Origin of the sequence: Pseudomonas sp. RSB 5.4, assembly GCF_037126175.1 — a bacterium.
GTDB classification, from domain to species: Bacteria; Pseudomonadota; Gammaproteobacteria; order Pseudomonadales; family Pseudomonadaceae; genus Aquipseudomonas; species Aquipseudomonas fluorescens_H.
Genome location: NZ_CP146986.1, coordinates 5,805,142 through 5,818,903 on the forward strand (window position 1 = coordinate 5,805,142; position 13,762 = coordinate 5,818,903).

General features: G+C 62.7%; 11 protein-coding genes. 7 read left to right on the forward strand and 4 right to left on the reverse strand.

Annotated features, from left to right (window positions below):
* The 4 genes from V9L13_RS26080 to V9L13_RS26095 form a co-directional block, all read right to left on the reverse strand.
* Positions 1-1,038: an ABC transporter ATP-binding protein gene (locus V9L13_RS26080; RefSeq protein WP_096795796.1), complete on the reverse strand. Its 1,038-nt coding sequence runs from the start codon at positions 1,036-1,038 to the stop codon at positions 1-3.
* A 266-nt stretch (positions 1,039-1,304) separates the two neighbouring features.
* The gene (gene ydcS, locus V9L13_RS26085; protein ID WP_338800901.1) at positions 1,305-2,456 is read right to left on the reverse strand and encodes a putative ABC transporter substrate-binding protein YdcS; all 1,152 of its coding nucleotides are present in this window, start codon (positions 2,454-2,456) and stop codon (positions 1,305-1,307) included.
* An 85-nt stretch (positions 2,457-2,541) separates the two neighbouring features.
* Positions 2,542-3,999 (reverse strand): gamma-aminobutyraldehyde dehydrogenase, encoded by a 1,458-nt coding sequence (locus V9L13_RS26090; RefSeq protein WP_338802904.1) that lies wholly within the window; start codon positions 3,997-3,999, stop codon positions 2,542-2,544.
* A gap of 130 nt (positions 4,000-4,129) precedes the next feature.
* Complete coding sequence (locus tag V9L13_RS26095; protein ID WP_007967749.1) at positions 4,130-5,044, reverse strand: LysR family transcriptional regulator; 915 nt, start codon at positions 5,042-5,044, stop codon at positions 4,130-4,132.
* 192 nt (positions 5,045-5,236) lie between these two features.
* Here V9L13_RS26095 and V9L13_RS26100 point away from each other — a divergent pair, with 192 nt between their 5' ends.
* From V9L13_RS26100 to V9L13_RS26130, 7 genes are all read left to right on the forward strand, one after another.
* The gene (locus tag V9L13_RS26100) at positions 5,237-5,959 is read left to right on the forward strand and encodes a tellurite resistance TerB family protein (protein WP_338800902.1); all 723 of its coding nucleotides are present in this window, start codon (positions 5,237-5,239) and stop codon (positions 5,957-5,959) included.
* A 366-nt stretch (positions 5,960-6,325) separates the two neighbouring features.
* Positions 6,326-7,948 (forward strand): methyl-accepting chemotaxis protein, encoded by a 1,623-nt coding sequence (locus V9L13_RS26105; RefSeq protein ID WP_003222034.1) that lies wholly within the window; start codon positions 6,326-6,328, stop codon positions 7,946-7,948.
* Complete coding sequence (locus V9L13_RS26110) at positions 7,948-8,466, forward strand: chemotaxis protein CheW (RefSeq protein ID WP_103520591.1); 519 nt, start codon at positions 7,948-7,950, stop codon at positions 8,464-8,466. Before V9L13_RS26105 ends, V9L13_RS26110 begins: the two co-directional genes overlap by 1 nt.
* Positions 8,463-9,740, forward strand: coding sequence for a CheR family methyltransferase (locus tag V9L13_RS26115; protein ID WP_338800903.1), 1,278 nt, complete (start codon positions 8,463-8,465; stop codon positions 9,738-9,740). Before V9L13_RS26110 ends, V9L13_RS26115 begins: the two co-directional genes overlap by 4 nt.
* Entirely contained in the window at positions 9,737-10,432 is a 696-nt protein-coding gene (locus V9L13_RS26120; RefSeq protein ID WP_338800904.1) for a chemotaxis protein CheW, read from the forward strand. Before V9L13_RS26115 ends, V9L13_RS26120 begins: the two co-directional genes overlap by 4 nt.
* Complete coding sequence (locus V9L13_RS26125; RefSeq protein WP_338800905.1) at positions 10,429-12,723, forward strand: hybrid sensor histidine kinase/response regulator; 2,295 nt, start codon at positions 10,429-10,431, stop codon at positions 12,721-12,723. The genes V9L13_RS26120 and V9L13_RS26125 overlap by 4 nt, the downstream gene beginning before the upstream one ends.
* Positions 12,720-13,730 (forward strand): chemotaxis response regulator protein-glutamate methylesterase, encoded by a 1,011-nt coding sequence (locus V9L13_RS26130; protein ID WP_003222043.1) that lies wholly within the window; start codon positions 12,720-12,722, stop codon positions 13,728-13,730. The genes V9L13_RS26125 and V9L13_RS26130 overlap by 4 nt, the downstream gene beginning before the upstream one ends.
* Positions 13,731-13,762 lie beyond the last annotated feature (32 nt).

Sequence of the window (13,762 nt, forward strand, 5' to 3'; positions counted from 1 at the left end):
TCAGACCCCGCTCGCGACGGTGTCATGCAGCGGGATCATCGCTTCCCGCGCCCAGCGTGCGCTCAGGCGCTGGCCGGTCTGGTGCTGCGCGCTGCTGTCGATCCACTGATTGTTGGCGTGGCTGATGCTCAGGGTCTGGCCGTTTTCCAGGGTCAGTTCATAGCGCGTGGCGCTGCCCTGATACTGGATGTCGTGGAGCAGACCGCTGACTTCGATTTCATGGCTGGCGAGCGGGCCTTCGGCAAAACGCACGTGCTCGGGGCGAATCGAAAACGGCTGCGGATGACCGCTGATTTGCCGTGCGAGATCGCCACGAATCACATTCGAAGTACCAACGAATTCGGCGACGAACGTGGTGGTGGGTTTCATGTACAGATTACGCGGAGTGTCGACCTGTTCGATGCGGCCCTTGTTGAACACCGCCACGCGGTCGGACATCGACAGCGCTTCGGTCTGGTCGTGGGTGACGAAGATGAAGGTGATGCCGAGCTGGCGCTGCAGCTTCTTCAATTCACTTTGCATTTGCTCGCGCAGTTTCAGATCGAGAGCGCCCAACGGTTCATCGAGCAACAGCACCCGTGGGCGATTGACCAGGGCGCGGGCGAGGGCGACACGCTGGCGCTGACCGCCGGACAACTGCACCGGTTTGCGTGCGCCGTAGCCACCGAGGGCGACCATGTCCAACGCCTCTTCGGCGCGTTTGTGGCGCTCGGTTTTGCTCACGCCTTTGACCTTCAAGCCGTAGGCGACGTTGTCCAGCACGTTCATGTGCGGGAACAGCGCGTAATCCTGGAACACGGTGTTTACATCACGTTGATACGGCGGCAGACCGGCGGCTTCGGCGCCGTGAATGCGGATCGAGCCGGCACTCGGTTGTTCGAACCCGGCGATCAGGCGCAGGCAGGTGGTCTTGCCCGAGCCGGAAGGGCCGAGCATGGAAAAGAACTCGCCGTCCTGGATATCGATGGAAACCCGGTCAACGGCCTTCACTTCGCCGAACTGCCGGGAAACGTTGGTGAACTGGACTGCAAGCGTCATGGTGCGGTGCTCCGGTAAAGCGGGCTTTCAAAAAGTCGTATGTGGCGTCGAAAAGATCGCAGCCTGCGGCAGCTCCTACAGGAAGTGTGCAGGGCGCTGATATTGCTTTTAGCTCCCTCTCCCTCCGGGAGAGGGCGGGGGGTGAGGGTGGCTTTATTGGCCATTGCTCTGAAATCAAGGGCAAAGCCAAAAGCTACCCCCTCACCCCAGCCCTCTCCCCCATGGGGGAGAGGGGGAAAGGGAGTTAGACCAAGTTGTTCTCGGGCTTACCGACCGCCCATGATCGCGATGTAGTCCTGAGTCCAGCGGCTATAAGGCACGAACTTGCCGCCCTCAGCCTGCGGGGTTTTCCAGAAGGCGATCTTGTCGAACTGGTCGAAGCCATTGGTCTTGCAGCCCTCGGCGCCGAGCAGTTCGCTCTCCTTGCACGCCGCCGGCACGGCTGGCAGGGAACCAAACCACGCTGCCACATCACCTTGGACTTTCGGCTGCAACGACCAGTCCATCCACTTGTACGCGCAGTTCGGGTGCTTGGCCTCGGCGTGCAGCATGGTGGTGTCGGCCCAACCGGTGGCACCTTCTTTCGGGATGGTCGAAGCGATCGGCTGTTTCTCGTTGATCAGGCCGTTGACCTGATACGGCCAGGCACTTGACGCCACCACACCTTCGTTCTTGAAGTCGCTCATCTGAACGGTGGTGTCATGCCAGTAGCGGTGGATCAGCGGCTGCTGCGCGCGCAACAGATCGAGCACGGCTTTGTACTGCGCTTCGGTCAGTTGATACGGATCCTTGATCCCCAATTCAGGCTTGGCGGTTTTCAGGTACAGTGCCGCGTCGGCGATGTAGATCGGGCCGTCATACGCCTGCACGCGGCCTTTGTTCGGTTTGCCGTCGGGGAAATTCTGCGCCTCGAACAGTACGTTCCAGCTGGTCGGCGGCGTCTTGAACACGTTGGTGTTGTACATCAGCACGTTCGGGCCCCACTGATACGGGGTGCCGTAGGTCTGGTTGTTGACCACGTACCACGGCGCATCTTTCAGCCGTGGGTCGAGGGATTTCCAGTTCGGGATCAACGCGGTGTTGATCGGTTGCACACGCTTGCCGACGATCAAGCGCAACGAGGCATCGCCCGAAGCGGTGACCAGGTCGTAACCGCCCTTGGCCATCAGGCTGACCATCTCGTCGGAGGTGGCGGCGGTCTTGACGTTGACCTTGCAGCCGGTTTCCTTCTCGAAACCGCTCACCCAGTCGTAAGCCTTGTCGCTCTCGCCACGTTCGATGTAGCCCGGCCAGGCCACGATATCCAGCTGACCTTCGCCGGCGCCGACAGCCTTCAGCGGCTCGGCCGCTTGCAGGCTGGCGCTGGCCAGCAAGGCTGTAGTGATTGCACTGAGCAGTGCGGTCTTGTGCACGAACATGGTTGAACCCTCTTCTTTAAATTATGGTCGGGGCAGTTGTGAACGCGGTGAAGCCATGCCGTTTTGCGGCTTGTTATTAGCGTAGTCAGAGATGCTGGCCGTGGCGGGCCATGATGTGCCGCACCACGCTGTAGTCCTGCAACGAATCACTGGATAAGTCTTTGCCGTAACCCGAACGTTTCAGCCCGCCGTGGGGCATTTCGCTGACCAGCATGAAGTGGCTGTTGATCCACGTGCAGCCGTACTGCAAACGGGCGGCGACCTGCATCGCCTTGTCCAGATTCTGCGTCCATACCGACGACGCGAGGCCGTATTCGGAGTCGTTGGCCCAGTCCACCGCTTGCGCGAGTTCGTCGAAGCGGGTCACGGTGACCACCGGGCCGAACACTTCGCGCTGGACGATTTCATCGCTCTGTTTGCAGCCAGCGAGCAGCGTCGGTTGGTAAAAGAAACCGGCGCCGGAATGCACCGCCGCGCCGGTCACCCGCTCGATGTGCGGCTGGCCGAGGGCGCGCTCGACGAAACTGGCGACGCGGTCGCGCTGGCGGGTGCTGATCAGCGGGCCGATCTCGTTGTCGGCATCGCGCTTGCCGGCGAAGCGCAGGCTGCTGACCGCTGCGCCGAGCTCGGCGACCAGTTTGTCGTGAATCCCGGCCTGCGCGTAGATCCGGCAAGCAGCGGTGCAGTCCTGCCCGGCGTTGTAGTAACCGTAAGTGCGCACGCCGTCGACCACCGCTTGAATGTCGGCGTCGTTGCAGACGATCACCGGGGCCTTGCCGCCGAGTTCAAGGTGTGTGCGTTTCAGGGTTTTTGCCGCCGCCTGAAGGATCTTCTGCCCGGTGACGATATCGCCGGTCAGCGAGACCATGCGCACCTTGGCGTGACCGACCAGATGGCTGCCGACGCCTTCGCCACCGCCGCAGATGATGTTGATGACCCCGCGCGGCAGGATCTCGGCGAGCGCTGGCGCCAGTGCGAGGATCGACAGCGGCGTGTGTTCGGATGGCTTGAACACCAGGGTGTTGCCGGCGGCGAGGGCCGGGGCGATTTTCCACGCGGCCATCATGATCGGGTAGTTCCACGGCGCAATCGACGCCACCACGCCAATCGGATCGCGGCGCACCATGCTGGTGTAACCCGGCAGGTATTCACCGCTGAGCTGACCGGTCTGGCAGCGCACGGCGCCGGCAAAGAAGCGGAACACGTCGACGGTGGCGGTCAGATCGTCCTGCCGAGCCAGGTGCAGCGGCTTGCCGCAGTTCAAGGATTCGAGGCGGGCGAGGTAGTCGGCGTGTTTCTCGACGGCGTTGGCGATTTCCAGCAGCAGGTTTGAGCGTTGCTGTGGCGTGGTGCGTGACCATTCTGTGAAGGCGCGGTGAGCGGCGAGGATCGCAGTTTCGACCTGCTCGGTGCTGGCCTCGGCAATGTGGGTGAGGATTTCACCGGTGGCCGGGTTGAGGATCGGTTCGACAAAACCTTGCCCGGCGACCAGTTCGCCGTCGATCAACAACGCGGTACACATCGGGGTCTGCACGCCAGCCATTTTCCGCGATCTCTTTTCTTGTGTGGTCATTGTTGCTCCCGTGCCCGGGAGCCGACCGTCTTATAGATGCAGCAAGACTAGTGCGCGGCTCCGAGGTCGACAAATTCTAAATACTGAAGGTGGCATTCGATTAAATAGATGGCTTGCGTCCGCCGTGCGGCTGCTCGCGGGCCACGGTTAAAAACGGGTCGACCAAAGCGGGGCGTGCAGTACCGCGGCGCCAGGCCAGACCGACATCGAGGGTCTGGTTGAGGTCGGCAATCGGCCGCGCTTCGATGATGTCGCCCTCCAGTGACCACGGGCGGTAAGTCATGTCCGGTTGAATCGATACGCCCAGACCCGCCGCTACGAGGCTTCGCACGGCTTCGGTGGAGGCCGTGCGCAGGGTGATCTTCGGTTGCAGCCCTGCGCCGCGCCACAAGCGCTGGGCATTGCGATCCATCTCGTCGACGTTCAGTTGAATCAGCGGTTCGCGAGCGACGTCGGCGAGGTTGATGCTGTCGTGTTCCAGCAATGGATGCTGGGCCGGCAGCCACAGACGGTGCGGCGAGTGGGTCAGCACTTCGGTCTGCAGGGCGTGACGGTCTTCGAGGTTGGAGAGGATCAGCACGCCGACATCGATCTCGCCGCTGACCAACAGGTGCTCGATGTAGGGGCGCTCGTCCTCCATCACGCGGATTTCGACATTGGGGTAGGCGCGCTGAAAACGGGTGAGCAGATCGGCGAGGTAGTAACCGGCGACCAGACTGGTCACGCCGACAATCAACTGCCCGGCGACCTGATCGGTGCTCTGTTGCAGGCTGCGCTTGGCATTGTCCACGGTAGCCAGAATCAGGTGCGCCTGCCGCAGGAATTGATGGCCCTGGTGAGTCAGGGTCATGCCCTTGGCGTGGCGGCTGAACAGGCTGACGCCGATTTCCTCCTCCAGTTGCTGGATCGCCAGGGTCAACGTCGATTGGGAAATGAATGCGGTTTGCGCGGCTGCGGAGATGGAGCCGGTCTCGGCCACCGCGATGAAATGACGGATCTGACGCAGGGTCATCATGAGCAGGGTACCCGGTGGGCGGTTTTTATAGATTGGCTGGAGTGTATATCTATTTTCACGAAGGGCTGTTGCCAGTGCCTGTGCAGGAAAGTGAGCAACATCTGGAAGCACACTCGCCGGCCGCTCGGGGGCACTTTCGAACTAGGCTGAGGGCCTGATAGATCCGGATAACCCCTGTTTTGGAGGCGGAACATGAACACCCGTGGATTGCTCGATCAACTACTCAAGTCCGGCCAGGATCTGTTGCAGAACAAGGCCGGTGGGGCGCAGAACAAACCGGCGGCTGGCGGGCTGGGCGGTTTGCTCGGTGGCACTTCAGGCGCTGGTGCGCTGGGTGGCCTGCTCTCGGGGGCAGGCGGTGGTGCTCTGGCGGCCGGGGCGATGGGCCTGCTGCTCGGCAGCAAAAAAGCGCGCAAGGTCGGCGGTAAAGTTGCGGTCTACGGTGGCCTCGCTGCCCTTGGTGTGCTGGCCTATAAGGCCTATGGCAACTGGAACGCCCAGAAAGGCACCGCCCCACAAACCGAACCGCAGACGCTGGATCGACTGCCACCGGCGCAAGCCGAGCAGCACAGCCAGGCGATTCTCAAAGCCCTCGTTGCAGCGGCCAAAGCTGACGGCCACATCGACGACCGCGAACGTCAGTTGATCGAAGGTGAATTCACCCGACTCGACAACGATCAGGAACTGCAACACTGGCTGCACGCCGAACTCAACAAACCCCTCGACCCAGCCGATGTCGCCCGCGCCGCCGGCACCCCGGAAATGGCCGCGGAGATGTACATCGCCAGTGTGATGCTGGTGGATGAGGAAAGCTTTATGGAAAAGGCCTATCTGGAAGAGTTGGCGAAGCAACTGAAGCTGGAGCCGGGTTTGAAGGTAGAGCTGGAGAAACAGGTACGACAGGCGTCGCTATAGAACTACCTGAACACGGTACTCATGTAGGAGCTGCGGCACGCTGCGATCTTTTGATGTTGGCCTTAAAAATCAAAAGATCGCAGCGTGCCGCAGCTCCTACAAGGTTTTGGACTGGACGCCGAAATGTGTAGGAGTGAGCGTGCTCGCGATTGCGTTTCCAGCCTCACAACAACAGCAATGGCCGATCCATCGCCCCTTTTTGCCATTCCATCGCTGGCACGCCAGCCCCGGATTGTCGGACAGTCCCACCCCAGAGCCTTCCCACCAAGCATGTCGGGCGGGCCCGAGGGTTAAAAAGCGTCTTATAAATGAAACACCGCCCTCGGCTATACTCCCCGCATTTCGACTTAGGCACGAGGACTCACTGTGAAGAACTGGACGTTGCGCCAACGCATTTTGGCGAGCTTTGCGGTGATTATCGCCATCATGTTGCTGATGGTCGTTGTTTCGTATTCACGCTTGCTGAAGATCGAAGCCAGTGAAAGCAGTGTGCGTGACGACGCGGTGCCCGGCGTCTATTACAGCTCGATGATTCGTGGCGCCTGGGTCGACAGCTATCTGCAGACTCAGGAACTGCTGGGCCTCAAGGAAGGGCAGGGCATCAGCAGCGAAGACGCGGCGGACTACAAGGCGTTCGAGACGCGCCTGCAAGAGCAGATGGCCAACTACCGCAACACCGTCACCACCGATGAAGACCGGGTCGAGTTCGCCGCGTTCGAGAAAGACCACGACGTCTACATGCAGATCCAGGATCAGGTGCTCGACTTGCACAAGCGCAACCTGGAAGCCGAAGCGGTCAAGCTGTTCACCGAGAAACTGACCCCGGCGTGGTACACCGGCCGCATGAAACTCAATGACATCATCGGCGAGAACAAGAAGGTTGCCGATCAGGCCATGGCCAACATCGACGAAGCGGTGGCAGCGGCCAAGGTCAGCATGTTTGTCTCGCTGCTGGTGGCGGTGCTGGCGGCCGGTGCCTGCGGTCTGCTGCTGATGCGCGCGATCATGGCGCCGATGAACCGCATCGTGAAGATCCTCGAAATCATGCGTACCGGCGACCTGAGCAGCCGTCTGAACCTCGACCGCAAGGACGAGTTCGGCGCGGTGGAAACCGGCTTCAACGACATGATGACCGAGCTGACGTCGCTGGTGTCCCAAGCCCAGCGCTCCTCGGTGCAGGTGACCACCTCGGTGACCGAAATCGCTGCCACCTCCAAGCAGCAACAGGCCACCGCTACCGAAACTGCGGCCACCACCACCGAGATCGGCGCGACCTCGCGGGAGATCGCCGCCACCTCGCGGGATCTGGTGCGCACCATGACCGAAGTGTCCACCGCCGCCGATCAGGCCTCGGTGCTCGCCGGTTCCGGCCAGCAAGGTCTGGCGCGGATGGAAGACACCATGCACTCGGTGATGGGCGCGGCCGATCTGGTCAACGCCAAACTGGCGATCCTCAACGAGAAGGCCGGCAACATCAATCAGGTGGTGGTGACCATCGTAAAAGTCGCCGACCAGACCAACCTGCTGTCGCTCAACGCCGCCATCGAGGCCGAGAAGGCCGGTGAATACGGTCGCGGTTTTGCCGTGGTCGCCACCGAAGTGCGGCGTCTGGCGGATCAGACCGCCGTCGCCACTTACGACATCGAACAAATGGTTCGCGAGATTCAGTCGGCGGTGTCCGCCGGCGTGATGGGCATGGACAAGTTCTCCGAAGAAGTGCGTCGTGGCATGTCCGAAGTGCAGCAGGTCGGCGAGCAGCTGTCGCAGATCATCCATCAGGTGCAGGCGCTGGCGCCGCGGGTGTTGATGGTCAACGAAGGCATGCAGGCCCAGGCCACCGGTGCCGAGCAGATCAACCACGCGCTGGTGCAGTTGGGCGATGCCAGCAGCCAGACTGTCGAGTCGTTGCGTCAGGCCAGTTTCGCCATTGACGAGCTGAGCCAGGTGGCCGTCGGGCTGCGCAGCGGCGTTTCGCGATTCAAAGTCTGATGAGCGAAATCACCGCCAAACGCAGCGCTGCGCCAGTGGCGAAGCAGGCGTTGTTCCTGCTGTTTCGCATCGGCAACGAACGTTACGCCTTGCGCGCCACCGAGGTGGCGGAAGTGCTGCCGCGCCTGCCGTTGAAGCCGATTGCCCAGGCACCGGACTGGGTCGCCGGGGTGTTCGCCTATCGCGGTACGGTGGTACCGGCGCTCGACCTCAGTGCGCTGACCTTCGGCCAGCCTGCCGAGGCGCGCACCAGTACGCGACTGGTGCTGGTGCATTACCGCCCGGATGAACGGCAGCCGCCGCGCTGGCTCGGGCTGATCCTTGAGCAGGCGACCGATACCCTGCGCTGCAACCCCGAAGATTTCCAGCCGTATGGTCTGGACAATCGCCAGGCGCCGTACCTTGGCCCGGTGCGCGAAGATGCCCAAGGGCTGGTGCAGTGGGTGCGGGTCAACGACTTGCTGGATGACGCGGTGCGCAGCCTGCTGTTCCCGGCGCCGCTTGAGGCGCAGTCATGAGCAGCGACCAGCGTTTTTTCGATTTCCTCAAGGAACGCATCGGTCTGGATGTCACCTCGGTGGGCCCGGCGATCATCGAGCGGGCGGTGCGTCAGCGCACCACGCTTTCGCAAGCGGCGCACAGCGATGAGTACTGGCAACTGCTGCAAGGCTCGCGTGACGAGCAGCAAGCGTTGATCGAGGCGGTGATCGTCCCCGAAACCTGGTTTTTCCGTTACCCGGAATCCTTCGCCACGCTCGGCAAGCTGGCGCGCAAGCGTCTGGATGAATTGAACAACATGCGCGCGCTGCGCATCCTCAGCTTGCCGTGCTCGACCGGCGAGGAGCCCTATTCGATTGCCATGGCTTTGCTCGATGCCGGTCTCAAACCGCATCAGTTCAAGGTCGACGGCATGGACGTCAGCCCGCTATCGGTGGACAAGGCGCGGCGGGCTCTTTACGGCAAGAACTCGTTTCGTGGTCAGGATCTGGACTATCGCGAGCGTCATTTCACCGCCGAGCCGGAGGGGCATCGGGTCAACGAAGCGGTGCGCGAGCAGGTGCGCCTGCAGGCCGGCAATGTGCTGGATCCGACGCTGCTGGCGGGTGAGCCACCGTTCGACTTCGTGTTCTGCCGCAACCTGCTGATCTATTTCGATCAGCCGACCCAGCAGCAGGTATTCGAAGTGCTCAAGCGCCTGACTCATGTCGATGGCGTGCTGTTCATCGGCCCGGCCGAAGGCAGTCTGCTCGGGCGCCTGGGCATGCGCTCCATCGGCATCCCGCAGTCGTTTGCCTTCAGTCGACACGCTGAACCCATGCCCGAACCTGTGGCATTGCCGACCCCGACCCCTTTGCCGGTGCGCCAACCGCTGCGCAGTCCGCCGCCAGTACCGCCGCCGGTGCGCCCGCGGCCGTTTGCCAGCGTTGCACCGTTGCCGGTGACCAGCAAAAGCGCCCACCCGGACGCGGCGACCTTGCTCGCCAACATCGCTGCGCTGGCCAACGAAGGCAAGAGTGCCGAAGCCCGCGCGGCATGTGAGCAGTACCTGCGCAGTCACGAACCGGTAGCCCAGGTGTTCTACTGGCTCGGCCTGCTCAGCGACGTTGCCGGCGCCGCCCTCGAAGCCCAGAGGTATTACCGCAAGGCCTTGTACCTTGAACCGCAACACCCCGAAGCGTTGATGCACCTGGCCGCGTTACTGCAGGCCCAGGGTGACAGCGCCGGTGCCAGACGATTGCAGGAACGCGCCGCCCGCAGCGGCCGCACCGCCGACAGTGAGCGTAAACGATGATCCCGTCCGACACCTTGAACGTCACCCACGAAGACGCCCGGGCCATCGATGATTGCTGGAACCGTATCGGCATTCATGGCGACAAGTCCTGCCCGTTGCTGGCCGAGCATATTCATTGCCGCAACTGCGCGGTGTATTCCGCCGCAGCCACCCGTCTGCTCGACCGCTATGCGTTGCAGCAGGACGAGCGTGATCCGGTCGCCGTGGCGGTTGAAACCGATGTGAAAACCCGTTCGCTGCTGATGTTCCGCCTCGGCGAGGAATGGCTGGGACTGGCCACCCGCACTCTGGTGGAGGTGGCGCCGCTGCAGGCGATTCACTCGTTGCCGCATCAGCGTTCGCGGGCCTTGCTCGGCGTGGCGAACGTGCGCGGGGCGTTGGTCGCCTGCCTGTCGCTGGTCGAACTGCTCGATCTGGACGGCAACGCCGCACCGGCCAGCGGCGCGCGGATCATGCCGCGCATGCTGATCATCGCCGCCCACGGCGGGCCGGTGGTGGTGCCGGTGGACGAAGTTGACGGCATCCACGCCATCGACGAAAAAATTCTCGACGCCGCGTCGAGTGCCGGCGGTGAACACAACAGCACCGCCAGCGCCAGATACACCCGTGGTGTCCTGCAATTTCGGGGGCGCAGCCTGCGTTGGCTGGATGAAGAACAGCTGCTGTCCGCCGTGACCCGGAGCCTCACATGACCCCCGAGCAAATGCGCGACGCCTCGCTGCTGGAGCTGTTCGGTCTCGAAGCGGAGGCCCAGACCCAGGTGCTCAGCAGCGGGCTGCTGGCGCTGGAGCGCAATCCGACCCAGGCCGATTATCTGGAATCGTGCATGCGCGCGGCGCACTCGCTCAAGGGCGCGGCGCGCATCGTCGGAATCGACAGCGGCGTCAGCGTCGCCCACGTGATGGAAGATTGCCTGGTCAGCGCTCAGGAAGGGCGGCTGTTGCTGCGCCCCGAACACATCGATGCGTTGTTGCAGGGCACCGATCTGTTGATGCGTATCGCCACGCCCGCCAATGCCCCGCAAGCGCCGGACATCGAAGCGTATGTGGCGTTGATGGGGCGCCTGCTTGACCCTTCGGCACCGCCCGCAGTGGCGCCGCCGCCGATGGCCGAGTTGCAGATGCAGGCGCCAACGCCAACGCCGACTCCGATTGAGCCTCCAGCGACAGTGATCGATACACCGCTGGAAGCGTCCGATTCGGCTCCGCGCAAGAGCAAACGCACCACCGAAGGTGGCGAGCGGGTGCTGCGGGTTACCGCCGAACGCCTGAACAGCCTGCTCGACCTGTCGAGTAAATCACTGGTCGAAACCCAGCGCCTCAAACCGCATCTGGCGACCATGCAGCGCCTCAAGCGCATGCAGAATAACGGCTTGCGGGCACTGGAAAGCCTCAACGTGCATCTCAAGGAACATGCGCTGAGCCTCGAAGCCCAGGAAGCCCTTGAAGATGCCCGCCGCTTGCTGGCCGAGTCTCAGCAATTGCTCGCGGAAAAGAACGCCGAACTGGACGAATTCGCCTGGCAAGCCAGCCAGCGCGCCCAAGTGCTCTACGACACCGCGCTGGCCTGCCGCATGCGCCCGTTCGCCGATGTGCTCACCGGTCAGGTGCGCATGGTCCGGGATCTGGGGCGCAGCCTTGGCAAACAGGTGCGGCTGGAGATCGAGGGCGAGAAGACGCAGGTCGATCGCGACGTATTGGAAAAGCTCGAAGCGCCGCTGACTCATTTGTTGCGTAACGCGGTCGATCACGGCATCGAAACCCCGGAACAACGCCTGCTCAAAGGCAAGTCCGAAGAAGGCCTGATCCGCCTGCGTGCCTCGCATCAGGCTGGTTTGCTGGTGCTGGAGTTGAGCGATGACGGCAACGGTGTCGATCTGGAAAAGGTCCGCCGCAGCATCGTCGAACGTCAGCTTTCGCCCGCCGAAACGGCGGCGCAGTTGAGCGAAGACGAGCTGCTGACATTCCTGTTTCTGCCGGGCTTCAGCCTGCGCGACACGGTCACCGAAGTGTCCGGACGTGGTGTCGGTCTTGATGCGGTGCAGCACATGGTGCGGCAGTTGCGCGGCGCGGTGGTGCTGGAGCAGACGGCAGGCGAGGGCAGCCGCTTTCATCTGGAAGTACCGCTGACCCTGTCGGTGGTGCGCAGTCTGGTGGTGGAAGTCGGCGAAGAGGCCTACGCCTTTCCGCTGGCGCATATCGAGCGCATGTGCGATCTCCAGCCACAGGACATCGTGCAGATCGAGGGGCGCCAGCATTTCTGGCACGAAGGCCGGCACGTCGGACTGGTCGCCGCCAGCCAGTTGTTGAATCGTCCGGCCAGTCAGACCAGCAGCGAAACCCTCAAGGTCGTGGTGATCCGCGAGCGCGACGCGGTCTACGGCGTGGCGGTCGAGCGTTTTGTCGGCGAGCGCACGTTGGTGGTGCTGCCGCTGGATGAGCGGCTGGGCAAGGTTCAGGACATTTCCGCCGGGGCGTTGCTCGACGACGGTTCGGTGGTGCTGATCGTCGATGTCGAGGACATGCTGCGGTCGGTGGACAAACTGCTCAATACCGGGCGTCTGGAACGTATCGCCCGCTATGGCAATCAGGCCGCCGAAGTGGCGCGCAAGCGGATTCTGGTGGTCGACGACTCGCTGACCGTGCGCGAGCTGCAACGCAAGCTGCTGCTCAATCGCGGCTACGACGTGGCGGTGGCGGTAGACGGCATGGACGGCTGGAACGCCTTGCGTTCGGAGGACTTCGATTTGCTGATCACCGACATCGACATGCCGCGCATGGACGGCATCGAGCTGGTCACCCTGTTGCGCCGCGACAACCGTCTGCAATCGCTGCCGGTGATGGTGGTCTCGTACAAGGATCGTGAAGAGGACCGGCGTCGTGGACTGGATGCCGGCGCCGACTATTATTTAGCCAAGGCCAGTTTTCATGACGACGCCCTGCTTGATGCAGTGGTTGAGCTCATTGGAGGAGCGCGGGCATGAAAATCGCAATCGTCAACGACATGCCTCTGGCGGTGGAGGCACTGCGCCGTGCGCTGGCCTTCGAGCCGGCGCATCAGGTGATCTGGGTCGCCAGAGATGGCGCCGAGGCGGTGCAACTGTGCGCCGAAAACACTCCGGATCTGATCCTGATGGACCTGATCATGCCGGTGATGGATGGCGTCGAGGCTACCCGGCGGATCATGGCCGAAACCCCGTGCGCCATCGTCATCGTCACGGTCGACCGCCAGCAGAACGTGCACCGGGTCTTCGAAGCCATGGGCCACGGCGCGCTGGACGTGGTCGATACCCCGGCCCTTGGTGCGGGGAACGCGCAGGAAGCGGCGGCGCCGTTGCTGCGCAAGATCCTCAACATTGGCTGGCTGATCGGCGAGAAAACCCCGCGCTCGCGTCCGGTGCCGACGCCCCACCGCAGTTCGGCGTCGTGCAAGCGGCTGGTGGCGATCGGCTCTTCTGCCGGCGGACCGGCAGCGCTGGAAGTGTTGCTCAAGGGCCTGCCGCGCAATTTCTCGGCGGCCATCGTGCTGGTGCAGCACGTGGATCAGGTGTTTGCTGCCGGCATGGCCGAATGGCTGGCCAGCGCCAGCGGCCTCGATGTACGCCTGGCCCGCGAAGGCGAGCCGCCGCAGGCTGGCGCGGTGCTGCTGGCCGGCACCAACCACCATATTCGCTTATTGAAAAACGGCACGCTGGCCTACACCGCCGAGCCGGTCAATGAGATCTACCGACCTTCGATCGACGTGTTTTTCGAAAGTGTCGCCAGTTATTGGAACGGCGATGCGATCGGGGTTTTATTGACCGGAATGGGACGCGACGGGGCGCAAGGGCTTAAGCTCATGCGCCAGCAGGGTTATCTGACCATCGCGCAGGACCAGCAAAGCAGTGCGGTGTACGGCATGCCCAAGGCCGCAGCGGCCATTGATGCGGCCGTCGAAATCCGTCCACTGGAAAAGATAGCGCCACGGTTGCTGGAGGTTTTCCCCAAATGAACAGGCTATTCCGCAATCCTGGCCCCCGCAGT